The organism is Flavobacterium sp. LS1P28, assembly GCF_003970335.1.
Taxonomy (GTDB): Bacteria; Bacteroidota; Bacteroidia; order Flavobacteriales; family Flavobacteriaceae; genus Flavobacterium.
This window is the reverse complement of record NZ_RYDI01000006.1, coordinates 22,040-48,226: the sequence shown is the minus strand read 5'-3', so window position 1 is coordinate 48,226 and position 26,187 is coordinate 22,040. Positions and strand designations below refer to the sequence as shown.

The 26,187-nt window shown below is 34.7% G+C and carries 26 protein-coding genes, 1 tRNA gene and 1 pseudogene; 7 read left to right on the top strand and 21 right to left on the bottom strand.

Going from position 1 to position 26,187, the window contains the following annotated elements; all coding sequences use genetic code 11:
• Positions 1 to 8 precede the first annotated feature (8 nt).
• The 15 genes and pseudogenes from EKL97_RS06795 to EKL97_RS06725 form a co-directional block, all read right to left on the bottom strand.
• Positions 9 to 902: a hydroxypyruvate isomerase family protein gene (locus EKL97_RS06795; RefSeq protein ID WP_126553255.1), complete on the bottom strand. Its 894-nt coding sequence runs from the start codon at positions 900 to 902 to the stop codon at positions 9 to 11.
• A gap of 9 nt (positions 903 to 911) precedes the next feature.
• Positions 912 to 2,144 carry a nucleoside permease gene (locus tag EKL97_RS06790; protein WP_126568510.1) on the bottom strand — a complete coding sequence of 411 codons (1,233 nt, stop codon included), beginning with the start codon at positions 2,142 to 2,144 and terminating at the stop codon, positions 912 to 914.
• 57 nt (positions 2,145 to 2,201) lie between these two features.
• On the bottom strand, positions 2,202 to 2,939 hold the full coding sequence (locus EKL97_RS06785; protein ID WP_126459675.1) for a DUF1080 domain-containing protein: 738 nt from the start codon (positions 2,937 to 2,939) through the stop codon (positions 2,202 to 2,204).
• A 32-nt stretch (positions 2,940 to 2,971) separates the two neighbouring features.
• Complete coding sequence (locus EKL97_RS06780; RefSeq protein ID WP_126568509.1) at positions 2,972 to 4,429, bottom strand: Gfo/Idh/MocA family protein; 1,458 nt, start codon at positions 4,427 to 4,429, stop codon at positions 2,972 to 2,974.
• Between the two features lie 101 nt (positions 4,430 to 4,530).
• Positions 4,531 to 4,905 (bottom strand): c-type cytochrome, encoded by a 375-nt coding sequence (locus EKL97_RS06775; protein ID WP_126451621.1) that lies wholly within the window; start codon positions 4,903 to 4,905, stop codon positions 4,531 to 4,533.
• 18 nt (positions 4,906 to 4,923) lie between these two features.
• The gene (locus EKL97_RS06770) at positions 4,924 to 5,976 is read right to left on the bottom strand and encodes a sugar phosphate isomerase/epimerase family protein (RefSeq protein WP_126568508.1); all 1,053 of its coding nucleotides are present in this window, start codon (positions 5,974 to 5,976) and stop codon (positions 4,924 to 4,926) included.
• Between the two features lie 39 nt (positions 5,977 to 6,015).
• Positions 6,016 to 7,176, bottom strand: a complete 1,161-nt coding sequence (locus EKL97_RS06765) for a Gfo/Idh/MocA family protein (protein WP_233588558.1) — start codon at positions 7,174 to 7,176, stop codon at positions 6,016 to 6,018.
• Positions 7,177 to 7,186: 10 nt separating this feature from the next.
• On the bottom strand, positions 7,187 to 8,890 hold the full coding sequence (locus EKL97_RS06760) for a GMC oxidoreductase (protein ID WP_126451623.1): 1,704 nt from the start codon (positions 8,888 to 8,890) through the stop codon (positions 7,187 to 7,189).
• A gap of 54 nt (positions 8,891 to 8,944) precedes the next feature.
• Positions 8,945 to 9,508: a gluconate 2-dehydrogenase subunit 3 family protein gene (locus EKL97_RS06755; protein WP_126451624.1), complete on the bottom strand. Its 564-nt coding sequence runs from the start codon at positions 9,506 to 9,508 to the stop codon at positions 8,945 to 8,947.
• A gap of 468 nt (positions 9,509 to 9,976) precedes the next feature.
• The gene (locus EKL97_RS06750; protein WP_126568507.1) at positions 9,977 to 11,167 is read right to left on the bottom strand and encodes a hypothetical protein; all 1,191 of its coding nucleotides are present in this window, start codon (positions 11,165 to 11,167) and stop codon (positions 9,977 to 9,979) included.
• Positions 11,168 to 11,179: 12 nt separating this feature from the next.
• Positions 11,180 to 12,010, bottom strand: a complete 831-nt coding sequence (locus EKL97_RS06745; protein ID WP_126459653.1) for a type 1 glutamine amidotransferase — start codon at positions 12,008 to 12,010, stop codon at positions 11,180 to 11,182.
• A gap of 39 nt (positions 12,011 to 12,049) precedes the next feature.
• Positions 12,050 to 13,158: pseudogene (locus EKL97_RS06740) on the bottom strand (carboxylate-amine ligase).
• A 68-nt stretch (positions 13,159 to 13,226) separates the two neighbouring features.
• The gene (locus EKL97_RS06735; RefSeq protein ID WP_126568506.1) at positions 13,227 to 14,168 is read right to left on the bottom strand and encodes a RimK family alpha-L-glutamate ligase; all 942 of its coding nucleotides are present in this window, start codon (positions 14,166 to 14,168) and stop codon (positions 13,227 to 13,229) included.
• Between the two features lie 18 nt (positions 14,169 to 14,186).
• Positions 14,187 to 14,900, bottom strand: a complete 714-nt coding sequence (locus tag EKL97_RS06730) for an esterase family protein (protein WP_126568505.1) — start codon at positions 14,898 to 14,900, stop codon at positions 14,187 to 14,189.
• Between the two features lie 290 nt (positions 14,901 to 15,190).
• Positions 15,191 to 15,595 (bottom strand): glyoxalase, encoded by a 405-nt coding sequence (locus tag EKL97_RS06725; protein ID WP_126561575.1) that lies wholly within the window; start codon positions 15,593 to 15,595, stop codon positions 15,191 to 15,193.
• A gap of 67 nt (positions 15,596 to 15,662) precedes the next feature.
• On the opposite strand from EKL97_RS06725, the gene EKL97_RS06720 reads away from it, so the two are divergent.
• Positions 15,663 to 16,052, top strand: a complete 390-nt coding sequence (locus EKL97_RS06720; RefSeq protein ID WP_126451631.1) for an acyl-CoA thioesterase — start codon at positions 15,663 to 15,665, stop codon at positions 16,050 to 16,052.
• A 34-nt stretch (positions 16,053 to 16,086) separates the two neighbouring features.
• On the opposite strand, the gene EKL97_RS06715 is transcribed toward EKL97_RS06720, so the two are convergent.
• Entirely contained in the window at positions 16,087 to 17,343 is a 1,257-nt protein-coding gene (locus EKL97_RS06715) for a mechanosensitive ion channel family protein (protein WP_126553271.1), read from the bottom strand.
• On the bottom strand, positions 17,336 to 17,614 hold the full coding sequence (locus EKL97_RS06710; protein ID WP_126459634.1) for a DUF3817 domain-containing protein: 279 nt from the start codon (positions 17,612 to 17,614) through the stop codon (positions 17,336 to 17,338). The genes EKL97_RS06715 and EKL97_RS06710 overlap by 8 nt, the downstream gene beginning before the upstream one ends.
• 102 nt (positions 17,615 to 17,716) lie before the next feature.
• Here EKL97_RS06710 and EKL97_RS06705 point away from each other — a divergent pair, with 102 nt between their 5' ends.
• From EKL97_RS06705 to EKL97_RS06695, 3 genes are all read left to right on the top strand, one after another.
• Complete coding sequence (locus EKL97_RS06705) at positions 17,717 to 18,244, top strand: DUF6155 family protein (RefSeq protein ID WP_126568504.1); 528 nt, start codon at positions 17,717 to 17,719, stop codon at positions 18,242 to 18,244.
• A gap of 106 nt (positions 18,245 to 18,350) precedes the next feature.
• The gene (locus EKL97_RS06700) at positions 18,351 to 19,895 is read left to right on the top strand and encodes a DEAD/DEAH box helicase (protein ID WP_126553275.1); all 1,545 of its coding nucleotides are present in this window, start codon (positions 18,351 to 18,353) and stop codon (positions 19,893 to 19,895) included.
• A 143-nt stretch (positions 19,896 to 20,038) separates the two neighbouring features.
• Entirely contained in the window at positions 20,039 to 21,388 is a 1,350-nt protein-coding gene (locus EKL97_RS06695; RefSeq protein ID WP_126568503.1) for a DEAD/DEAH box helicase, read from the top strand.
• Positions 21,389 to 21,409: 21 nt separating this feature from the next.
• Here EKL97_RS06695 and EKL97_RS06690 read toward each other — a convergent pair whose 3' ends face one another.
• Entirely contained in the window at positions 21,410 to 22,636 is a 1,227-nt protein-coding gene (locus tag EKL97_RS06690) for a multidrug effflux MFS transporter (RefSeq protein ID WP_126568556.1), read from the bottom strand.
• Positions 22,637 to 22,823: 187 nt separating this feature from the next.
• Positions 22,824 to 23,543, bottom strand: coding sequence for a sulfite exporter TauE/SafE family protein (locus EKL97_RS06685; protein WP_197037189.1), 720 nt, complete (start codon positions 23,541 to 23,543; stop codon positions 22,824 to 22,826).
• Positions 23,544 to 23,648: 105 nt separating this feature from the next.
• Between EKL97_RS06685 and EKL97_RS06680 the strand changes: the two genes are divergently transcribed.
• Positions 23,649 to 24,065 (top strand): Lrp/AsnC family transcriptional regulator, encoded by a 417-nt coding sequence (locus EKL97_RS06680; RefSeq protein ID WP_126459625.1) that lies wholly within the window; start codon positions 23,649 to 23,651, stop codon positions 24,063 to 24,065.
• A 497-nt stretch (positions 24,066 to 24,562) separates the two neighbouring features.
• Positions 24,563 to 24,682, top strand: a complete 120-nt coding sequence (locus EKL97_RS06675; RefSeq protein WP_197037188.1) for an SsrA-binding protein — start codon at positions 24,563 to 24,565, stop codon at positions 24,680 to 24,682.
• 16 nt (positions 24,683 to 24,698) lie between these two features.
• Here EKL97_RS06675 and EKL97_RS06670 read toward each other — a convergent pair whose 3' ends face one another.
• Positions 24,699 to 25,211 carry an adenine phosphoribosyltransferase gene (locus EKL97_RS06670; RefSeq protein WP_126561571.1) on the bottom strand — a complete coding sequence of 171 codons (513 nt, stop codon included), beginning with the start codon at positions 25,209 to 25,211 and terminating at the stop codon, positions 24,699 to 24,701.
• Positions 25,212 to 25,312: 101 nt separating this feature from the next.
• Between EKL97_RS06670 and EKL97_RS06665 the strand changes: the two genes are divergently transcribed.
• Positions 25,313 to 25,386: transfer RNA gene (locus EKL97_RS06665), tRNA-Arg, on the top strand.
• A 173-nt stretch (positions 25,387 to 25,559) separates the two neighbouring features.
• Here the strand turns inward: EKL97_RS06665 and EKL97_RS06660 are convergent.
• Complete coding sequence (locus tag EKL97_RS06660; RefSeq protein WP_126568502.1) at positions 25,560 to 26,180, bottom strand: L-threonylcarbamoyladenylate synthase; 621 nt, start codon at positions 26,178 to 26,180, stop codon at positions 25,560 to 25,562.
• Positions 26,181 to 26,187: the final 7 nt, after the last annotated feature.

Sequence of the window (26,187 nt, the reverse complement as noted above, 5' to 3'; positions counted from 1 at the left end):
TAGAGTAGTTAAATATCACAAATTGCTATGGCCTGTTTCAATGAAGCCAGTTTGTCCGGGTTTTTAGGTACAAATTCTTGACCCACAAATCCCTTAAAACCAGTTTTTGCAATTGCTTTCATAATTGCAGTGTAATTTAGTTCCTGAGTATCATCAATTTCATTTCGTCCTGGAACGCCGGCGGTATGATAATGTGTAATGTAGTGATGGTTGTCTCTTATGTTTCTAATCACATCTCCTTCATCAATTTGCATGTGATAAATATCGTAAAGCAATTTGAAATTCTCAGAGTTCAAACGTTTCGCTAATTCCACTCCCCAAGATGTTCGGTCACATTGGTAATCTTTATGATCAATTTTGCTGTTTAGTAATTCCATTACTAAAATCACATTATGCTTTTCAGCCAATGGAATTAGTTTTTGCAAACCAACAATACAATTGTTCCAACCTTCTTCATCTGTTTTGCCTCTTCGGCTTCCGCTAAAACAAATCAGATTTTTATAACCGGCTTTTGCCACCAGTGGAATCATTTCCATATAATTTTTCAAGAGTGTTTCATGAAATTTAATATCATTAAAACCATCCAATAAATTAATTTCTGCACCGTTGCACATTGTAGAAACAAGATCATATTTCTTCAATGTTGGCCAATCTTTAGGACCTACTAAATCAATCCCAGTAATCCCCATCTTTTTGGATTCAATGCAAAGCGTATCTAAATCTATGTCATTAAAACACCACCGAGAAACGGAGTGATTTATATTTCCTTTCAATTTACCCAATGGTGTTGCTGTTTCCTTTTTTGGCATAGCCAAAGCAGAAAATCCAGCAGGAATTCCCATCGCAACTGTTCCGGCTACTATTCCTTTTATGGCAGATCTTCTATTTAAATTAGCACTCATTTTTAATTTTTATACAGCAGAAGTGGATTCTTCTCCTTTGTTTTTTTCATTAAATAAAAGGGCAAAAAGTAAGAATACAGCAAACGCAATTCCAGCAGGAATAATCCACACCATTTGCCAGTTTACAGCCCCATCTGCCATTTTATAATTGTCCGTTATCCATCCTGCAACTGCAAAACCAATCAACATTCCAACACCGTAAGTGGCCAGAGTTATCAACCCCTGAGCAGCACTTTTATATTTTTCTCCCGCTTTTGAATTGGTGTAAATTTGGCCCGAAACGAAAAAGAAATCATAACAGATACCGTGCAGCGCAATACCTATAATAAGCATAAAGCTTAAATCATTGCCATAAGCGAATAAAACATAACGAATTGCCCATGCTAACATCCCGATTAAGATCGTTTTTTTGAAACCAAAACGGGTAAAAAATACAGGAATCAATAATAAGAATAATGCTTCGGATATTTGACCTATTGCCATTTTTCCAGTAGGATTTTCAACGCCTGATTCTGTCAAAAATGGATGTGCATTTTGGTAATAAAAGGCAAGAGGTATACAAATCAGGATTGACGATATAAAAAAGATGGCGAAGTTTTTATCTTTCAGCAATTTTAAAGCATCAAGACCTATGATATCTCCAATTTTTATTTTTTCTTCACTTACTTTTGGTGGTGTTTTTGGTAAAGAAAAACTGAATATACCTAAAATTAAAGCGGCTATTCCTGCTAAAAGGAAGGTGTTTTTAAGAAATCCTTGAGAAATTGCTTCCGCAGTATCCCAATGAAATATAAAGCTAATAGATAATCCTGCTAAAATCCAACCTATAGTTCCCCAAACTCTGATATTTGCGAACTCTTTCTCCGGATCTTTCATTTGATTAAAAGAAACTGAATTGACTAATGCTAATGTGGGCATGTATAAAATCATGTAACTCAGAACGTAGGTGTAGAACATCCCAACTTCTTCTGACTGATACATTTGGTACATTAAAAATGCCCCAACAAGATGAAGTATTCCTAAAATTTTCTCCGCATTAAAATAACGATCCGCTATTAAACCTATAATAAAAGGAGCAATAATTGCGCCCCATGATTGTGTTGAAAAAATTGCAGCAGTTTCTGATCCTGATGCTTTTAGATTATTACCCAAAAATGTGCCCAGGGTTACAAACCATGCGCCCCAGATAAAAAATTCCAGGAACATCATTATGGATAATTTAATTCGGATGGTACTATTCATTAGTCAGTGGTTTTTTATTTTTTGGTTTTGGTTGTTTTTTTATTTTTTAGAGATCAATTACATACCCGCTTCACATCCGGTTGTAATTTTCATAGTATTCCATTCTTTGATCATAATGTTTCTGAACCATACATTATCTCCATGATCTTGTAGTGCAATTTTACCTTTTTTGAATGCAGCAAAACCTGGCCAAGTAGCAAATTTACTTCCGGCTACCAATGTTTTAAAATTAGCATCCCAAAGCGTAGTTTCAACTACTTTTACGCCATTCAATAACATTGTCAGTTTTCCAAATTTACATACTATGTCAACAGAATTCCATTCTCCTACTGGTTTTACTGGTTCTGAGGTGCTTTTTATTAAATCATATAAATCACCTGAACGGTGTTTTTCAATTTTTCCGTCAGAATGACCGTCATTGTCCAATACTTGCATTTCCAGACCCGTTTCATAAGTATTTTTGAATTTTGTCAAATCCTCGTTTACATAAAAAATAATACCGCTATTGGCATTTTCCGCGACTTTCCATTCTAGTTTTAGATGAAAATTCTCGTATTCTGCATTAGTTACCAAATCGCCTCCTTGACCGTTTTGGGCAGCTGTAGGATCAAAATGCAACACACCCTCTTCTGTTTTCCAACCGGAACCAGCTGTTGTTTTTCCGTAACTGTGCCATCCCGTTGTGGATTGTCCGTCAAATATGGATTTAAATCCTTTTGGTATGGGCGCTTGCTGTGCATTTGCGGTTTGAATCAGTATCATAACAAGTAATGAAGTACAAATATTTTTAATCATTTTTGAATTTTTGAATTAATAATTAATCTTGCTTATAAAGTTAAAGCTTTCCAACCTTGACGATAATCCCGTTTCACAAATTGGTTCACTTCATCAAAATTTGTAATTCTCATGGCATCATTATCCCATAATAATTTTGCTGAACGTCCTGGGTACACTTCTTCTCCAAGCTCTTCTCGCATCACATCGTATCCTCTGATCGCAAGATTTGCCATCAATAAAGCTTCAGTTAAAGGGCCGGCAATTTCAAAAGGAGAACTTAATTCTTTTTTTCCATAACCAGCAATAGAGGCTTCAATCCATTGCTTGTAATGTCCTCCGGAACCATCGATCACTCTTGCGTATTTTTGAGCAACTTGGAGATTTTCATTTTTGCTTAGAGGAAGCAAACGTGGATTTAAACCGTAGGTATCACACATCATTTTTCCTTTTGTTCCTGTGAATAAGGTACCATTTCCACCGTCTCCAAAAATTTCATTCGAACCTAATTCGGAAGGTCTTTCCGGCTGAATTCCACCATCCATCCAGTGTACTGCAACGTCACCGTTTGTTTTCTCCGTTTTTGGAAAAGTTAAGGTAACATGACTGGAGGGAGGACAACTCTCAGGAAAATATCCTCTTTTAAACTCATCTACATATACAGAACCTACACTACATTGAACATCTTTAGCATATTTTAAATTTAATACACTAAAAGGTGCTTCTAACAAGTGACAGCCCATATCGCCTAATGCACCTGTTCCATAATCCCACCAACCGCGCCAGTTAAAAGGCACTAATTTATTTACATACTCTTTGTAAGGAGCTGTTCCCAACCATAAATCCCAATCTAATTCTTTTGGAATATCCGCTTTATTAGCAGACCAAGGAATCCCTTGAGGCCAAACCGGACGGTCTGTCCAAGCATGAATCGTGTGAACATCGCCTATTAAACCTGCTTCATACCATTCTTTCATTATTCTGGTACCATCATTGGAGGCACCTTGATTTCCCATTTGGGTTACCACTTTATATTTTGTAGCAGCTTGTGTCAAAATTCGAGCTTCGTAAATATCATGTGCCATAGGTTTTTGAACATACACATGTTTTCCTAATTGCATAGCAGCAAGTGCTTGAATAGCATGATTATGATCTGGAGTTGAAACTGAAACGGCATCGAAATTTTTATGTTCTTTGTCTAACATTTCACGCCAATCGGTATAAAATTTAGCTTTAGGAAATGCATTTACACTTGCAGCTGCTCTTCTGGTATCTACATCACATAAAAACGATATATCCGCTTTTCCACTTCTGGCAAACATACTGACATCAAATTTACCTTGTCCACCAACACCAATACTGGCTATTGATAAACGATCGCTTGGCGCAACAAATCCTCGTCCTAGAACATGACGGGGAACAATCATAAAAGCCGCTGCAGCTATAGCGGTTGTTTTTATAAAATCACGACGGTTATTTGTAATTTTATCTTCTTCTTCTTTTTGTTTCATTATTTTAATCCAGTTTAGTTAGTAGCAAAAAATTGTGTAACATCATGATTTTATTTTCGACATTCTAGAATTATATTGATTCTTTAAAAGCGCCTTTTGATTTACTTTTTTAAGGATAAAATATACTTTGCCATAGAATTTGCCTCATTCTTTTTCAGTGAAGCATGCGCAGACATGGGAATTGAACCCCAAACCCCAGAGCCACCTTTTATTATTTTACCGGATAAATAGGCAACATTTTTATCATTTAAAGCATATTTTTTAGCAATGTCTAAGTAGGAGGGACCAATTAGTTTTTTGTCTAATTTATGACATCCGATGCAATCGGATTTAGCTATTAATTTTTCTCCTTCAGAAGTTTGAACAACAAGGTTTGAATGCGCAGTAGTTTCAATATATTTTTCTTCTGAATTATCATTAGAAAATGAGGTTAAACTAATTAGTGCAACCCCAAAAAAGAAATATTTTAATTTCATTTTATTGTATTTAAGTTTTTATAATCCTAAGTTTTTTTTGTTAAAAGCCAGATTTGTTTCTACTGCAGCAAAATCATCAAATGCTTTATCAGTAACTTTTATAATATGATTTTTTATAAATTCAGCACCTTCACGCGCTCCATCTTCCTGATTTTTAATGCAGCATTCCCATTCCATTACTGCCCATCCTTTGAAATCATATTGGGCTAGTTTGCTGAATATCGTTTTAAAATCAATCTGACCATCGCCTAGAGAACGATACCGACCGGCACGATTTGCCCAGCTTTGGTAGCCTCCAAAAGTACCTTGCTTTCCTGTAGGATTAAACTCGGCATCCTTTACGTGAAATGCTTTAATCCGTTCATGATAAAAATCGATATATTGGATGTAATCTAATTGTTGTAAAACAAAATGCGATGGATCGTACAACAAGCAAGCTCTGGAGTGATTATTCACCGCTTTCAAAAACATTTCATAGGTTTCCCCATCAAATAAATCTTCTCCGGGATGAATTTCGTAACAAAGGTCAACACCATTTTGATCAAACTCATTTAAAATGGGCAACCAGCGTTTAGCCAATTCGGCAAAACCATCTTCCACTAAACCCGGAGGCCGTTGTGGCCAAGGATGAAAATACTGCCAAAGTAGAGAACCACTAAAAGTGGCATGTGCATTTAACCCTAAATTTTGAGAAGCTTTAGCCGCATATTTCAATTGTTGCACAGCCCATTCTTGCCTTGCTTTAGGATTTCCATGAACATTTACAGGGGCAAAGGAATCAAAAAAATCATCGTAAGCAGGATGAACAGCCACTAACTGCCCTTGTAAATGGGTTGATAATTCAGTGATTTCTAGTCCGTAAGAAGCAATTGTTCCTTTTAGTTCATCCGCATAGGTTTTACTTTCTGCCGCTTTTTGTAAATCAATGAAACGGGTATCTAATGTTGGCATTTGAATCCCTTTAAAGCCTAAATCAGCAGCCCATTTACAAATCCCATCTAAGGAATTAAAAGGAGCTTTATCATCAATAAACTGTGCTAAAAAGACCGCAGGCCCTTGAATTGTTGTCATAATATTTGGTATATAAGAGGTCTACGAATTCCTAATAAATTACAAAACGTAGGGAGTCCATTTTTTATCCGATTGTGATGATGCGACTACGTTATCTATAAATGCCATTCCTCTCACTCCATCTTCAACAGAAGGAAAGTCTAACATTTCAGCAGTAGGTGCTGTGCCCTCTAATTTACAACCAAGCGTTAAAGCAAAGTTGCGGTAAATATTAGCAAATGCCTCTAAATATCCTTCTGGATGTCCGCCTGGAGTTCTACAATTGTGTGTTGCAAATGAAGATAAATGTGCATAGTTAGATCCAGCTCTTAAAACCTGAGTTGGTTCATCTAACCACCTAACCGTTAAAGTGTTTGGATCATGTTGAAACCATTCGATTCCACCTTTTTCGCCATAAACTCTGATTTTTAAAGCGTTTTCTTCTCCAGCTGCTACTTGTGATGCTATTAAAACGCCTTTAGCACCATTGTCAAATTTCAATAGTACAGCTCCATCATCGTCCATTATGCGGCCTTCAACTAATGTGTTTAATTCTGCACAAACATCGGTAATTTTAGCTCCGGTGATATATTCGGCTAAATGAGAGGCGTGCGTACCAATATCTCCCATTACAGAACTTTTTCCGGATTTTTTAGGATCTGTTCGCCATGCAGCTTGTGCGTTTCCCTCTCTTTCGGATAGTGTACTTAACCATCCTTGGGGATATTCTACTAAAACTTTTCTAATTTTACCCAATTTTCCTTCGCTGACCATAGCTTTCGCTTGTTTGACCATTGGATACCCGGAGTACGTATGTGTTAAACAAAGTAGTAATCCTGTCTCTTCTACTTTTTGTTTCAATAGTTTTGCTTCTTCCAATGAAAAAGTCATTGGTTTTTCAATTACTACATTAAAACCATGCTCCAAAGCCATCATTGCAGGTGCAAAATGAGCAAAATTTGGAGTAACAATAGTAACAAAATCGATTCTTTCGTCAGCAGGTAAAGCCGCTTCCGCTTTAATCATTTCGTCATACGTTAAATATGTTCTTGATTCCGGAAGAAACAAGGCTTTACCAGATGCAATTGCGGTTTCTGGTTTTATACTTAATGCACCACACTTTAATTCAATTAGTCCATCCATATTGGCGGCTAAGCGGTGAATTGCACCTATAAAAGCATCTTGACCACCACCGACCATTCCCATTCTTAATTTTCTCATAATGATGAACCTAAATATTTCCTTTTTTTAATTCTTTTACTGCATAATCGCAGGCACGAGCCGTCAAAGCCATAAATGTTAATGATGGATTTTGACACGCAATAGAAGGCATACAAGAACCATCGGTAACAAATACATTACTAACTTCGTGCAATTGATTCCATTTATTTAAAACGGAATCCTTGGGGTCATTACCCATTCTGGCAGTACCCATTTCGTGTATAGCCATTCCAGGATAACAATCGTTATCATAGGTTTGCACATTTTTGATTCCAGATGCTTCCAGCATTTCTGCGGCATCATTCATCATATCTTCCCGCATTTTTGCTTCATTTTCTTTGTATTCACAATCAATAGCTAAAACTGGTTGTCCCCATTTGTCTTTTTTGCTATGATCGATGTACACTTTGTTTTCGTAATACGGCAGCATTTCTCCAAAACCACCTAATCCCATACTCCAGGAATCAGCAGGTAATGACATAGTCGATTTAAAGTTTTCACCAAAAGCCAATTCGGCAACTTCTTTATGCCAAGATCCTCTGCTGGCACCTCCTTGGTACCCAAAACCTCTTAAATAATCTCGTTTATCACCACCTACATTCTGATATCTTGGAATATAAATACCATTAGCTCTTCTTCCGTACGTGTATTTATCTTCAAAACCTTCAGCTGTTCCTTCTGCACCACAACGGAAATGATGGTCCATAAGATTATGGCCTAATTGTCCGCTGGCATTACCCATTCCATTCGGATGCGCTTCTGAAGTTGAATTTAATAAAAGGAATGTTGATCCTAAGGTGGATGCGTTTACAAAAACAATTTTAGCATAAAACTCCATGGTTTCATTTGTTTCTGCATCAATAACCATAACACCCTTTGCTTTTTTAGTGTCTTTATCATAAATAATATGATTCACAATAGAGTAGGGTCTCACGGTCAATCTATTGGTTGCCATTGCAGCAGGTAGTGTAGAAGATTGGGTGCTAAAATAGGCGCCAAATGGACAGCCTCGACTGCATAAATTTCTGTACTGACAGCTGCCACGCCCTTTGTGGGGTACAGTTAAGTTAGCAGTACGACCAATTGTAAGAATACGGGTTTTATTATAATGTTTTTCTAATCTTTCTTTAACTGATTTTTCAACACAATTTAAATCCATTGGAGGCAAAAATTTACCATCCGGTAATAGGGGCCAATTTTCAGCTTGCCCACTTATTCCTGCGAATTTCTCTACATAATCATACCACTTGGTAAGGTCTTTATATCGAATAGGCCAGTCATTTCCATGACCATCTTTGGCATTATCTTCAAAATTATGGTCACTAAAACGGTAACTTTGACGGCCCCACATTAAAGATTTTCCACCCACATGAAATCCTCTGTACCAATCAAAACGTTTGTCTTCTGTATAGGGACATTCCAAGTCATTCACCCACCATTTTTCGGTAGCTTCATTGTATGGATAATCTCTTGTTTGAACAGGATGGGTTCTTTTTTGTTCTTCGGTAAGCTTGCCAGCGCGTTCAAATTCCCATGGTGCTTTCATGGCCGATTCATAATCTTTGATGTGCTCAATATTCATTCCGCGTTCTAACATCAAAACTTTTAATCCTTTTTCGGTAAGTTCTTTTGCAGCCCAACCACCACTAATTCCAGATCCTACAACAATAGCATCATACGTATTTTCCTCTTTCAAATTGGTATTTATATTCACGGGTAGTATTTTTTATTTAATAAAATAGTTTATAACAAAAGGTTCTAGTAACAATTAGTTGGTTGCCCAAGCTTTTTGTCCGGGTTTGTAGTCTGCACTACCATCGTAGCGTCCCGGAACTGGAAGGTATTCGCGTGCTTGTGTACAACCTATTTCTGAAGAATAATAGCCAAGAAGAGTTAAATCTCTAGCAATCAAAAAGAATGAAGGTGCTTTATCAGTTGCAATTGCCTCATCTCGTAATGAAGTCATTAATTGCTGACGCTCTTCAACTGACATTGATAAGAAATTCTTATTGAAATCTTTAACGCATTTTGCTTGCATTTCCTGCATCCCGGAAGCAAAAATTTCTTGCATTTTTGCAGGATAACATTCTCTAATAATCATTGGAATAAAAGCACCCAATCCTGCAGCTTTTGCTCCTGCCGAAGAGGCTGTAGTAGGTATAATGATATCGGCAAATTCAGCCAAAATTTCTTCATCTGCAGCAGAAAAAGACACGCTATTTTTTTCTTTTTCAGGCAAAGTAAAACTTTCAAATAAAACGCCCATTGTTGTTGCTGAGATTGCGCTTCCCATCAAAAATGCAACGCTTTTAAGTGCTTCTCTTCTATTCATTTGCTAATTATTAAAATTATTGATTCTTCTTAATTTATTATAACATTACAATAATAAAGAAAAAAAAAACAGGTTAATTTTTTTTATGTTAAAATATTGAATAATTCCATATTTTTCAAATTATTAAGGGAATCACTTTCAAAAATTCATTAAACAGCAGTTGGAATCAATTAAATCAAGAAAAAAAAAATGTTTGAAGAAGCAAAAAAGAATAAAAAACGATTTTTAAATTATTTTTAATGTAAAATTAACAAGGTTTTAATTATAAAATACAACTGTATTTTCTTTTCACACCATTTCAATGTGTTAAAATGACGGTATTACTTAAATAACCATTCAAATAATCTACTATATATTTCCTGTTTTGTAGTAAAAAAGAAGTTTTTATATTTTAAAAATAGGAAGTAATTTAAATGTGCAACCCGCTAAAAAATGGAATTTTTGAAAGTTACAAAGGGGAAGTATTGTCTACCTTTCAAATAAACCTAAAGTGCCACCAACCCAATCTTTATCTTTATTGAATTTCACGCCAATCATCTCGCCACGACTCAAGCGGACTAAGTTGCAGAGTAGAGTAGGTGCGGCATCACCTTTTTTCCAAACACACAAGATTCGGACTTCAGCTTTTACTTTCCCTTCAGGAGCGTGTACAATAGGAAGATAATTTACTTTTTTTTGAAGAATATATAATTCTTTATCTACAACGGCTTCAATATCTTTTTTTGTGACATGAAAAATAACGCCCGTTCCTGAAAAAGAAAAAAGCGGTTTCAAAACATAGTTTTCTAAATCCTGAGGAATTACTGCCAAGTCACTCAATAGTGTCGTTTCAATACAATATTTTCCTTTTAAGAAAGGTAAAATAAATTTACTGATTCTGAAAAACCAGTTGGGATGTCCCGCCCATTCCACATCCAAATCATCTGAAAAACTAAAATTAAGTCTTAAATCTGTTCTCAAATCCAATTCATCAAAAATAACCCGATTGTAAACTCTTTTTACCAATATTTCATTGCCTGTTGCATTTTTGTAAAACAGTTGTTTTCCTTTTTTTATGAGTTCAGTAACACAAACTATAGGGATGCCAATGTCTCTTTTGCAGTAATAAAAATCAATCTTGGTATTTTGTTTTTCGGGTTCTATTTCAAGAAGAATAACATTTTCTTTTGGATGATGGTTGCAAATCGCTTCTTCTAAAATAGTAAGATATTCCTGTGGTTCAATAGCATTAATAAATGGAGTTAATTCGTTAAGAAATGGATAATGATTTTTGAATTTTTCGTACAAATGCATTTGATAATTGTACAAAGAGGGGAATCCCTGTACTTCAATTAGTTTGGGAATAAGTACTCCGTCTTCTTCACAAATTCCAAAATCAATTGCTAAAAAGGTAGTATGTTCATCCTCATTAGGAACAGTATTATTTAGTTCTAAGGATTTATTTGTAAGTGATTTAAAGTCGTTTTTCTGAATGAAAGCTATAACATCATTACAGCCTTCAATCAATTGTGCTTTAAGCTCCTTCGAAATAAAAAAGGGGGTTTCGCCTAACCGGAAAGTAGGCAGGTAATTAAAATCGGAAGCAATATCATCTTTGAATTCCTGATATTTTTTTTCTGTAAATTGAGTATTAAATAACTTCCGATATTTTGAAATCATTTTGAAATCGTATTAATTAGAAAGTGTCTTCTTTGTTTTTAGCAAGTCATTAATTGCTATTCGAAGGAAATTAGGAATCAAAGTTTCATTAGTTCTGTATATTTTATCATCATCTAATAAATCCTCCAGCATGTTTCTGAACTTCTTTTTTCCTTTCATATTCTTAATCTTTTCCTTTGCTTCTTTATTTCTTAAATGAGAAACAAAACTAATGGGATCCGCTTCCGGGTGAAATTGAGTACCCACAAAATAATCGGTAAAACGCACGGCCATAATTGCGCGTTCGTATTGTACATGATCCCTAATTTTCTCTAATGAAATAATTTTGGCTCCTTTTTTCGCAAAAATACTTAACTTGGGTTGAACCACTTGATAGTCTCTGGAATCTATCGCATAAAAAGGGTCTGCTAATCCCTCGAACAAGGGATCCACAAGTCCTTCTTTAGTTTTATGAATGGTCATCACCCCAAAAGAAGTGTCATTTCGTTTGGTAACCGTAGCCAATCCAAAATGCAAACACGCCATTTGAAAAGAATGACAAATGAACAAAACATGTTTTTTAATACTATTTTCAGTATTCCATTTATTCAAGGAATCGATAAATTCATAGTATTTTACATCCCAGTTTCCATCACCAATTAAGGGATTTCCAGGTCCTCCAGTTGAAATATAAATGTCAAATTTATTCTTGTCCGGCAATTCACATTTTACCCGAACATCAAATATTTCAAAACTAACAACGGGACTAAACCTATTGACAACATCAATAATACATCGCATTCCCTGGTTGGGTTCACCATTGTACATGTCCAGAAGGGCTATTTTTATAATTTTATTAGACATACTTTTTTTAAAAAACAATGAACAAAGGTACTTTATATTTTATAATCCTTTCGTAAATTCTCCTGTTATGAAGTCAACCACACAGGAAAGATCGCCCGTTTCTTGAAAAATAGCCAGTTGCTTATCAGCACCGGTACCGTTTTTTAAAATTTCATGGACATAATTTATATCAGCACGACTTCCTAATTCATCCACCACATCATCAATGAAATCAAGCAGTTCCAGAATAAGCATTTTTGTTTCTACTTCTTTTTGCAAACCAAAATCGATCATACTATTCTCAATTCCGTAACGTGCCGCCCGAAATTTATTTTCTTTTATCAAAGCCAGTCGATACACATTAAAGCTAGTATTGTTCATGTTCAATTTGTAGAGTTTAGCTACAATTGCCTGAATAATAGCAACAATGCAAATGGTTTCATCCACTGTCAATGACATATCACAAATCCTGAATTCAATCGTATTGTAAAAAGGATGCAACCGTAAATCCCACCAGATTTTCTTTGGATTATCGATGCAATTAGTCTTTATTAATGTATCCAAATAATTCTCATACGAACTCACCGAATCAAAATATTCCGGCAAACCTGTCCTTGGAAACTTGTCAAAAACTTTCGTTCTAAAGGACTTATAACCTGTTTTTCTTCCCTCCCAAAAAGGAGAGTTCGTTGAAAGCGCAAAAATATGCGGCAAAAAATATGTGGCCTGATTCATTAATTGCAAGCCAATCTCCCGATTTTCAATTCCTACATGACAATGCATTCCAAAAATTAAATTAGAACGCGCTGCATCTTGCAATTCATTGACAATATCGTGATAGCGAGGATCATCAGTTATCGGTTGATCCTGCCATTTCGAGAAAGGATGCGTCCCGGCACCCCCCACAATAAGATCTTGTTTGTCCGCTAATTCAACGATTTTAGAACGTAAAAACCGAATCTCATTTTTGGCATCATTCACATTATTGCAAATATTGGTACCACTTCGACCACAGATTGATGCATTTCAGCCTTTACCTGCTCATTCAAAATGATCTTCGCACCATCTACAATTTTGGATAAATGCGACCGTAAATCTCTGGTTACAGGATCTATAATTTGATATTCTTCTTCTACACCGAGGGTAAAAACAGGTAATTTCTTTAACATAATTATTGTTTTAGTGTTCAGTCGCAGTCAATGTTTACAGTCTGTTTACTGAATACTATGACTGAAAACTATTTTACTGCATCTTTCATAAATGTTCCCCAAGTCAAATTCATCTTTCTGGATTTCTGTTTTTTTGCAGCAGCAATTGCCATTTTTGCTGCTTCCTCTACAACCCACTCAAAGTTTTCTGCACCTACCGAAGTTAATTCAGCATCTGGTGCGGGATTTCCAAAATCTATCGCATAGGGAATACCATCACGGACTGCAAATTCAACCGTATTAAAATCATAACCCAATCCTTTGCAAAGACGTAAAGTATAATCCTTAATAGTAGCTAATAATTTTTTATCCACAGGCGGCCCATCAAGTACATAACGCAAATGATGCGGATTTCTGGGTTCGTATTGCATAATCCTAACGGCTTTGCAACCCAAACAATAGACTCTGAAATACTCTGTAAAAACAATTTCTTCCTGTAGCATCATCACCAGTTGCCCCGTTTCCCTATGTTTCTCCCAAAATTCTTCGACATTTTCTAATCGATACACATTTTTCCAGCCACCTCCGGCATACGGTTTCATATAAGCTGGAAAACCAATATAATGAAAAATTTCTTCCCAATCCATTGGGTATTTTAGGTTTCGGAATGATTTTCCGGTCGTATCCGTAGGATGTTCTGCCGATGGGAGAAGTACCGTATTAGGTAACGGAACTCCCAAAGTATCGGCCAATGAATTATTAAAAAATTTATCATCAGCACTCCACCAAAAAGGATTGTTGATCACATTCGTCCCTGTTAAAGCAGCATTTTTTAAATATGCACGATAGAAAGGGACATCTTGCGAAATGCGATCAATAATTACGGCATATTCTCTGTCTTGATTTTGAACTACTTTATCAATAACCACAGCTTCAGCTATGATTTCTTTTTCGTTTTTTGAATTGACACGATCTATGAAGGCTTGTGGAAATGTATCTTCCATTCCAAATAAAATTCCAATTTTTTTCATCTTGATATGTTTATAATTTTAAAAAATTTTTATTCTGGATAAATAATGTGGAAACATTTCGGTCCATACCGGCCAGTCGTGTTTTCGTTCCTGACGAATATCCAACCAATGATGGATGTTTCTATCGCTCAACACTTTACTTAGTTTTAAATTTGCATCAAAACAAATATCCCAATTAGACGTCCCAAGCACAATATCCATTTTCCATAATTCCGGATCATTAAGTCCATGTAAATAATCTTCCGGGCTGTTGTAAAACACATCATCGTCATGAAAACCATCCATAAAACTCTTGATATTAAAAGCGCCACTCATAGAAAACAAATGACTTACATAACCAGGATGTCTAAAAGCAAAATTTGCCGCATGATACCCGCCAAAACTGCAACCGGCAAGAGCCACTCTGCCTGAGGAGGTATTGTTCTTTACTTTTTCAACGATTTCGTGACAAATCATTTTATCGTACCTGACGTGGTTTTCTATACGATTTATAGGATATATATTTTTATTGTAAAAACTGTCTTTATCAATGCTATCAGGACAAAATATTTGGATCAAACCTTGTTCCAGATACCATTTTGCAGAATCAATCAATCCCATATCTTTATTTTCATGGTAACTCCCCATAGAAGTAGGAAATACAATTACAGGATATCCGGCATGTCCAAAAACCAACATTTCTATCTCTCTATTTAAATTAGGGGAATGCCATTTGAAATACTCTTCCTTCATGAAATTAGTTTTAACAATTATAATGAAAAAAATAACACAAAAAGCAGATAAAATTATACTTAACCCATATTTATTATAAAAAAGATTAGGATTAATAAATTGGATCTAAATGGTAAAATTTGGATGAATAAAGAGCCGTTTTTTAAATTATAAACAACAAGGCAACGTGTTTTAAAAGCTCTATATTTTTAATTATAAGGTTTTTAGACCTAAAATAAGCCTTAGGATCTTTCCTATAATTACTATTTGATTAGAGAACCCTAAATTTCTAAAATAAGGAAGAAATAGCGCTAGTTGCTTTTATTAATTTCATACAGTGATACATGACTTTTTAATCGTTCTACAAGCATGCTCATCATTCTTTTATTGATATTGGAGGAGTTTTGTACATAAGCAGCATATTCATCGGCTGTAAATAAACCAATGATCATTCCTTTTAGAGAATTTCTAAACTTGATGTCTTTCTGGATTGCATTTTCCATGACGGATACTTTTTTATCAAGTGTATAACTGTAGAAATCAATTTTATTTTTGTTGACATAATTGAGGAAGGATGCTGCAAATAAGTCATTTTGCAACTTTAGAATGGGGCGTAACACCTCATTTTGAAATGATTCTTCTGTTGTGGATTGTGTGGTTACGGAACCTATTGTTTGTCCTCGAAATTCTTTTAAAAAAGTATCGCGTGCATTCATATTTTTTCTTTAAAATTAAATAAAATTGCGTCAAGAATACGTATTTTTACATTTATAAAGAAAAAATATGAAATTTCACACTAGAAAATGGGTAAAACCCGAAGATCTAAATCCTAACGGAACTTTATTTGGCGGTAAATTATTAGCTTGGATTGATGAAGAATTGGCTTTGTATACCATAATTCAATTAGAAAATACCAGAATCGTAACCAAATACATGTCGGAAATCAATTTTCGAAGTTCGGCCAGACAAGGTGATATTGTCGAAATTGGAATTGATGTTTTAAAATTTGGCACAACCTCACTCACGCTGAAATGCGAGGCACGAAATATGATGACACGCGAGACAATCATTACAATTGATCACACCACAATGGTTAACTTAGATGCGGATGGAAAACCTAAGGCACATGGAAAAACAGCAATTGAATATGTGAAAAACAGATTATTAATTTGATACGAAGTGCATTTATACTTTTTAAGTAAAAAAATTAAACCTGAGATTCACTTTCTGCAGTTGTTTCAAAAATTTCTAAATCAAAATATTTTATGGAAGCAATGATGTGATCAAATATATCCGACATGATGTATTCATAGTTTTCAAATCGCTTGTCATGTGAAAACGCATAAACCTCAAGCGGTACACCATGGGAAGTTGATTGTAACTGACGGCAAAGCATCAACATGTCTTTGTTTAATCCTGGATAATTGAACAGGTATTCCGTGATGTATTTTCGAAATAAACCTAAGTTTGTCAAATTTCGCCCATTAATAGCAATGGATTTGTCAATTTTATGTTTAGAATTATAGTCGTCTATTTCTAATTTTCGACTGTCAATATAATCCGATATTAGATGAATTTTTTTTAAATCATTTAATTCTGCTTCCTCTAAAAACCGAATGCTGCTTGTTTTTATCAGAATGTGTCTTTTGATGCGTCGGCCATCTGAATTCAGCATTCCGCGCCAGTTTTGAAACGAATCTGAACTCAAACTATAGGTTGGAATTGTGGTTGTGGTATTATCGAAATTTCGAACTTTTACCGTTGCCAGATTGATCTCGATAACATCTCCATCAGCACCAAATTTATCCATCGTAATCCAGTCGCCAATTCGAACCATATCGTTTATGGATACTTGAACACTAGATACAAAACCTAAAATGGTATCTCGGAATATTAATATGATTACCGCTGAAACGGCTCCTAAAATAGTTAAAAGCTCTTTTTTATCAATCTCAAATAATTTTGAAATGATTAATGTAATTCCAATTACCCACAACATAATCATGATTACCTGAATGAAACTGTCAATAGGTTTGTCACTGTATCTTGGTTTTAGTTTTAAATAATCACGTAACGCATTGAAAATAGTTCGTATAATCCATAAAATCAGAATGATGATGTAGATTCCAACCAATTTCCCAAAAAAGCCTTCCCAATATTCAAATCGATCTAAAATTATTGGAACAGATTTGTAAATAAACAATAGTGGAATTAAATGTGCAATGTATTTAGCCGTTTTGTTAGTTACCAGCAAATCATCAAATTTGGTTTTGGTTTTTTGGGCAATAACGGCCATAATAGTAACTAAAACAAGTCTAAAAATTACGTAGATGACATACGCCAATACACACAAAACAATAATGTTCAGCACCAAGCTAAAATAAGAAGCCAGACTGTTCCCTAAGCCCCATTTCCTGAGTACTAGATATAGAAAAGTGAATATTTTTTCTATTAATTTATACATTTCGCAAGTATTTCTTTTCTATGTAAAAAGTCCCAAAAGGAGGAATTGACGCAATACAAATGATAAAATACTTTTTAAAATTCCACTTTTCACTAAACTTTAAAATTGTTGCCAAGATAATGTAAGCAGTAAATAATACGCCGTGAGCCATTCCAATGTGTTTGACATAAATAGGATCATTAAAAATGTATTTCATTGGCATAGCAAAGAAAAATAACAATAAGGCGGATATACCTTCTACTATTGCTGTAACCTTAAAAATCTTAAGCATTTATTTTTTTTTAAGTGATAATTGACAAAATTAAGGATTATCATTGATTTACCACGCATTGATTCCTAAAGTAAATTACTTTTGTAATCTTAAACTTTGATAATGAGCAAACGCGATTTAAAAAAATATGTAGCCGAATTGAATAAAGAACAACTCGAAGAGCAAATACTCGAATTGTACGAAAAATTCAGTTCTGTAAAAGTCTATTATGATTTTGTTTTTAATCCAAAAGAAGAAACGCTTTTGCAGGAATGCAAACTCAAAATTTCCAATGAATATTATCCTCTGAAAAAATCCGGAAGGCGTAGCAAACCTAAAATGAGGCGTTCCGTTGCCCAAAAATACATTAAGCACTTTACACTTTTGGGAGTAGATCCTTTTGTAATTGCGGATGTAATGCTTTACAATATTGAAATAGCACAAACATTCTCATCAGAACAGGATATAAAGCAAGAATTATTTTTCAAAAGCATGTACAATTCCTTTCAGCAAGCCGTTGTTTTCTTGATTGCAAATGGAATACTTACTGATTTTAAACCCAGAATTAGTGCCATACACACTGAAACTATTTTGCAAAAATGGTACAATGAACCAGAATTTAATGCCATTTTAGAACGATTAGAATATTAAATCCTCACATAATTCAAATTTATTTAATCATTCCGTTTATTTTTAATAAAAATTGATACTTAAACTGTTTTTTAGGCGTATTTTTGCAAAAACCCAACAATAAGCAATGTCCCAAAACACTTTAGAAATAGAAATAGAAGACAAAAAAGAACTTTATGCGTACCAAAAAGGCGATATAGATGCCATCTTTGAGCGCATTGATAATGCACCGCCACAACACCATTTGTTATACCAATTGCCCACCGGTGGTGGAAAAACAGTGGTTTTTTCTGAAATTGTGCGCCGTTATTTATCGCAACATGATAAAAAAGTAGTTGTTTTGACCCACAGAATTGAGTTGTGTAAGCAAACCTCAAAAATGTTGAAGGGTTTTGATGTGAAAAACAAAATTATCAACAGTAAAGTAAAAGAACTTCCGGATCAAAACGATTATTCCTGTTTTGTAGCCATGGTGGAAACTTTAAAAAACCGAATCAACGATGAAAAACTGCATTTAGATAATGTAGGATTGGTAATCATTGATGAGGCACATTACAATTCCTTTCGCAAATTATTGAGCTCTTTCAAAAATGCTTTTATTTTAGGGGTAACCGCAACACCTTTAAGCTCAAATATCAAATTGCCAATGCATGAAAGCTACGATGAATTAATCGTAGGAGACACCATTAGTTCCTTGATTACAAATGGCTTTTTAGCCAAAGCAGTTACCTATAGCTATGATGTGGGACTGACCTCCCTGAAAGTAGGGATCAATGGCGATTATACCGTAAAATCATCTGATGATTTGTACACCAATATGGCCATGCAGGAAAAGTTATTGCATGCCTACACGGAGAAATCATTAGGCAAGAAAACCTTGATTTTCAATAACGGGATCAACACCTCCTTATATGTATACGAAACGTTTAGAGAAGCCGGTTATGCCATTCGCCATTTAGATAACACCAGTAATAACGAGGAAAGAAAAGATATTTTACATTGGTTCAAGCATACACCTGATGCCATATTGACATCAGTGGGAATTCTTACTACCGGTTTTGATGAGCCTACCGTAGAGACCATAATCCTGAACAGAGCAACAAAATCGTTGACCTTATATTACCAAATGATCGGTCGTGGTTCCAGAAAATTACCCAACAAAGATATTTTCAATGTGATCGATTTAGGGAATAACGCCGCCCGATTTGGCCTGTGGAGTGAGCCGGTAAACTGGCAGCATATCTTTAAATCTCCGGAGTTTTACCTGGAAAACTTACGAGACGATACAGAAATAGAATTGTATTTTAAATACAGCATGCCACCGGAATTACGCGCTAAATTTACTAAAACAGAAGTAGTAACCTTTGATGTGGATGAAGAACACAAACTCATCATCAAACAAAATTTACGTTCCAAAGTAGTGCTAGAAAAATCCCTAGAGCAACATGCCGCCATGTGTGTGGATAATTCTGAAACCTTACAAGAAGCAAAAGCGCTGGGAAAAGAACTGGATGATGACATCGATTGCCGCATCAAGCGCTATTCAAAATGTTTGAGCCAGTGCAGTAAAAATTACCGCGAATGGCTAGTAGATGATTACAAATTAAAACTGGTATTATTGACCGGGAAAAAATACCGGGAAAAAATCATGAACGAACCGGATGAAGAGTAATATTTATTTTTCAAGGAGCTAATCCCGCTATTCGTTTCAATCTTTTATTTTTAAAGAAAAAATAAAAGGATTTTCACTGCTATCGGGGCTAAAATTACCGTTACAAAACAACTATTTTTTATAAAATATAAAATTCAAAAAAAATGCCAAAACAATTCTCTGATTTAGGAATTTCAGCACCAATAGTAAAAGCGATTACCGAATTGAAAATTGTTGTACCAACAGAAATTCAGCTAAAAACGATTCCGTTACTTTTGTCAAATACAACGGATATAGTTGGACTTGCTAAAACCGGTACCGGAAAAACAGCCGCATTTGGATTGCCAATTTTACAATTAATAGATGTAAAATCACCTTTGATTCAAGCAGTAATTCTTGCACCAACTCGGGAATTAGGCCAACAAATATTTAAAAATTTAGAGTCTTTTGCCACCTTTTTGCCTGAAGTTTCCATTGCAGCAACATGCGGAGGAATTCCAATCAAACCGCAAATAGAACGCCTTGCAACACCTACACATATTGTAGTGGCAACGCCCGGAAGATTAATTGATTTAATTCAGCGCAAAGCCATAAACTTAAAAGAAACCAGATTCCTCGTGCTCGATGAAGCCGATGAAATGGTGACTATATTAAAAGAAGGCTTAGATGAAATTATTGCTGAATTGCCAGCAGCACATAAAACTTTTTTATTCTCGGCCACCATGCCCGGAAGCATAAAACAATTGATTCAAAACTATTTGAATAAAAATGTGGTACATGTCAGTGCCAATATGGAAACAGTAGGTAATCAAGGAATTGATCATCAGTACATTGTGGTAAATCCTATTGAAAAACTGGACGTTTTGATGCATTTTCTGAATTCTAAAGAGGGTGAACGCGGGATCATTTTTTGTAAAACAAAAGCAGCAGTCAATAAATTAGCTAAAAACTTGGCAATCAATAGGTTTTCTTCTGGTGCATTACACGGAAGTTTATCGCAGGGAATTAGAGACCGAATCATGGAGCAATTCCGCGAAGGACATATCAATATATTAGTCGCAACAGATTTAGCAGCAAGAGGAATTGATGTAAAAGAAATTTCTTATGTAGTCAATTATCATTTGCCTGATGTGTATGAAGCATACGTACATCGTAGCGGTAGAACTGCAAGAGCAGGAGCAAAGGGACTTTCATTGACGGTATTGCAGTCGGAAGAAGTAGTTGAAATTGCTGAATTCGAAAAAGAATTGGGAATACAATTCAAAGAATTCAAAAAACCAACTCTTGCCAGTATTGAAGAAAATAATACGTTGTTATGGGCGAAGCAAATCTTCAAGACAAAACCCAATCATGACATCGCTACAGAATTAAAAGATAAAATAAAAACAGTTTTTCATCATTTGACGAAAGACGAACTAATAGAAAAGGTCCTGGCCAATCACTTGCTTCAAGCAAAAAATGAAGTCCTTTCAAAAACGGAGAAACCAATAAAAAAACAAAAAAGAATGAATTAATTCATTCTTTTTCATAAACTGTTAATGAGCTATTACAATTTCATCACCTGAAGTTGTAATGGTTTTTTTTATGTTTCGTTTTCCGATAATTAAAATAATCAATGCCAGTATTGTTGATGTTGTCATAATCAAAACCATTGGTAACATAGAGCTTTTTACAAAAACACCAACCGCAAAAGAGGCCAAAGCACCTAATCCCAATTGAATCGCACCCATCAAGGCAGACGCGCTTCCTGCATTTCTTGAAAAAGGAGCAAGAGTCAGTCCTGCTGTATTAGGATTAGAGATTCCTAAACACGCCAAGAATAAAAACAGCATGGCGATTGTTTCATACAAACCTAAAAGATCATTGATTGCTAATGTCAGAAATAAAACACTGATTACCGACTGTGTAATTAAGGCCCCAAAAATCATTTGTTCACTGGTAAATTTCCGCAATAAAAAAGAATTAAGCTGACTGGCGCTTATAAAACTCAAAGACATAAAGGCAAAAATCCAGCCATACGTTGTACCATCTACTTTGAAAATATCCATAAATAAAATAGGAGAGGCTGCCACATACGTGAATAAACCAGAAAAAGCGATTGCTCCTGTAAACGCATAGGTGTAAAATTGAGGCACTTTAACAATGCGTATAAAATTAGAAATAATTGGTTTTGGCTTTAATGATATAGAAGTGTCCGGTTTGAAAGTATTAGGCAAAATAATTTGAGCCGCTACAAGAATTACAATTCCCATGCACATCAGTATAAAAAATACAGTATGCCAACCGTAATAAGTAGTAACATAACCGCCTACAGTGGGTGCCAGCATTGGCGAAAGCCCTACAACCAACATCAATAAAGAAAAGACTTTAGGTATCTCTTTTACAGGAAATAAATCCCGAACCATTGACACTGAGGCTACCGTAGCAGCACAGCTCCCAACAGCCTGAATGAATCTCAGCCCTATAAAAGTATCAATATCAGTGACAAATGCGCAGCCCAAAGAGGCTAATATGTAAACCAATAATCCAATAAAGAGCGGTTTTTTTCGGCCAAAACGATCTAATAACGGACCATAAAGCAATTGTCCAGCAGAAATTCCAATAAAATAACTGGATAATGTCATGGACACATTGGCAACAGAAGTATTCAAATCTTTAGCAATTCCGGCAAAACCAGGTAAATACATATCAATTGAAAATGGGCCAAGTGCGGTAAGAGAACCTAAAATGAGGATTAATTTAATGTATTTTTTTTTGTTCATTTCGGTATTATTCATTTAAGTCGCAATTTTTAATTTTTTGCAAAGGTAAATAATTAAGATGCGAATCAAACCACTTTCCACACTAATGTGATTTATGATAATGGACAAAGAGCTGCTAAATAAAATAAATTTAGCACCGTCATTGACCAGTAATGTGATAAAAGCAGAGTCAATACAATTTCTATAATTATACTTTAAAAACCAGCAATACTCCTGATAGAAATAATAGTCCTAAAATGATTCTTTTTATAAGCGCTTCATTAAGTTTTAAATAGACTTTTTTGCCCAGAAATAAAGCAAGAATAAGAAAAGGCACAACATAGAGGGAATTGTAAATTTGGTTCATAGTAATCACGCCACCTAAAACCAAAACAGGCATTCGCATCAGCGTAACCAGGCCTAAAGTACCAAACATGGTAGCCCTAAATGTCTTTATATCGTTAGTTTCATTCTGAACAATTATTACATATAAAGGACCTCCGGTAGAAAATAAACCAGAGAAGAAACCTCCTAGAAAACCCAAAAAGTGTTTCGTTTTTTTTAAAATCACTACTTTTTTTTTGACACGAAGACTATTTAATACAAATAGGATAATAAAAACACCCAACGCCTGCTTTAAGATCAGCGGTTTTCCATAAACTAGAACCACTATTCCGGTAAGCACTCCAAAAAAGGAAGAAAAAGCAATTTTTTTTAATAAGCTTTTGTCTATATGTTCCCATTCTTTATACACATAAATAGGAGAGGAGACCAAATAAAAAATAGAAAGATACGAAACTGCTTCAGATAAAGGCATGACTAACAACAAAAAAGGTAAAGCTATTAAAGCACCGCCGAAACCGATCATAGTTTGAATAAAAAATCCTGTGAAAATTCCAATTATAAGTAGTAATAAAGTGTTATCCATGGTTCAAAAGTACTATTAGCACTATAAATATCTAAATTTAATCCATCAATAAACAAGTAATTTTCCGTTAAAAAGTTGTAATTTTAAGCATTTAAAACTTTTTTAATGGTTGATACTCTAGATTTAAAAATAATAAAGCAATTAGAAATAAACTCAAGAGCTTCCTATGTAGAAATTGGGAAACAAATTGGACTTTCACCTTCTTCCGTAAGAGAACGCATTCAAAAACTGGAGGATGCTGCTATTATACAGGGATATAAACTTCAGCTGAACAACCAAAAACTGGGATTTGGATTAGAGGTTTTTATTCTGTTCAAGTTATTTAGTGGAAAACTACAGCTGTTTTGTGATCAGCTGAAAGATTTTCCAGAGATAAATGAGGTTTTTAGAATTACTGGACCCCAAAACATTATTATGAACGTCGTTCTAGTTGATCAAATGCACCTACAACAATTTATTGATCGGCTTTTAGTTTATGGAGAGCCTACAACTCACTTGATTTTATCTGATTTAAAAAAATAATATAGGATCGTCTGTTTCTTAAATCAAAAATTATTCCGTTACTATTAATAGTTTAGTTTTACGTTAGCCGCCAAAACCAAGGTAAAGCGTCGTAACACAAAGAAATACTTTAAAACCATTAAAATGGCCTATATTTAGATTAAAACAGCATAAATTATAACAAAATAATGTGATTTTAAGCTTTTGAGACGTATTTGTCTGAAATCGGAAATGGTGTCAGCCAATCGTAAAATTATTTATAGCAAAAGACTGTAAAAATGATATCCTTCATGTTAAATAATTTAAGGAAGGATTGTAATCGTTTAATGTAACTAAACAGGGTGAGTTTTTTGGTCTAAATGTACTGTGTCTTTTTTGCGCTATAATTTATATTATGTAAAATAGCTTTTTTAATTATAATATAAACATAGTGTGCTTTAGAGATAAAAAAGCATCACCCAATCAAAGCCCTCTTTACCCTCTTTCTTTATTTTTATCTTTTTACAAAACAAAACGATATGTATAAAATCTTGGGCCAACTCAACAAAATCATTTTACAGAGTTTCACCAAACAGGGATTGGATTTGGCTAAAGCCAAGAAATTGCAAATCGCGATTATTGCTTTAAGTATTACGTAATCACACGAACCTTAAATTAGTATGTAATTGCTACAAAAATTTCATTTCCTTTGATTTTTGTCCTTCCATTCAAGAAAGCTAATTCCATCAGGAAATTGCATTGCACGATTTCACCACCTAATTGTTCCACCAATTCACAAACTGCTCTTGCGGTTCCTCCGGTTGCCAATACATCATCGTGAATCAGAATTCGGTCTCCTTTTTGAATTGCATCAATATGGATTTCTAAAGTATCCGTTCCATATTCTAAATCATACGTTGCCGAGATAGTTTCGTAAGGCAACTTGTTCGGCTTACGAACCGGAATAAAACCAACATTTAATTCTTGTGCAATCAACATTCCAAAGAAAAATCCACGACTTTCTACTCCTATTACCTTGTCAATTTTTTTATCTTTCAAGGATTCAACCAGTATTTCAAGACATTTATTCCTTGCTTCGGGATTAATTAGTAACGGAGTGATGTCTTTAAACAAAATTCCTTCTTTAGGAAATCCCTGAATATCACGTATATACTTTTTTAATGGCATATTTTTTTGTTTTTTTACAATTTTAGACTTGCAAATTACACATTTATACTTATATTTGCACCCGCTAAGACGCCTTAATTAAGACATCAATAGCAAAAAAAGGCCTTGTGGCGCAACTGAATAGCGCACTTGATTACGGCTCAAGAGGTTACTGGTTTGAATCCAGTCAAGGTCACTTCAAAAATCCTTAAACACACTGATAATCAGTGGTTTAAGGATTTTTTACTTATAAATTTGTAGGGTTTTTGTATTATGGCTTTTTGAAGTTGGTGCCTATAGATTTGTAACTTCTTGGGAAACACAAAAATTTATGGTAAATCGGCAACTATTTTGCCAAAAATTTAAATCTTATAAAATATCTAAACTTCCTTTGCCTTCTCTAACTACAACTGGCTCATCACCCGATAAATCAATAATGGTGGATCCTATATTGTCTCCATTACCTCCATCAATAACTAAATCAACCAGGTTTTGCCATTTCTCAAAAATTAGTTCCGGATCCGTGGTATATTCTATCACATCATCTTCATCATGAATTGAGGTAGAAACAATAGGATTCCCTAATACTTTAACTATTTCTAGAGCAATCGCATTGTCTGGAACCCGAATTCCAACGGTTGTTTTCTTTTTAAATTCTTTAGGCAAGCTATTATTTCCAGGTAAAATAAAAGTATACGGCCCTGGCAACGCTCTTTTTAATAATTTGAAAGTTGCTGTGTCTATCTGCCTCACATAATCCGATATGTTGCTTAGATCATGGCAAACAAAAGAAAAATTAGCTTTATCCAGCTTTACTCCTTTTATTCTCGCTATGCGTTCCAATGCTTTGGTATTGGTAATATCACAACCCAAACCATAAACAGTATCCGTGGGATAGATCACTAAACCACCTTCTTTTAAAACCTTAACTACTTTGGCAATTGCTGCTTCGTTAGGTTTGTCTTCGTATATTTTTATAAATTGAGCCATTTTTTTT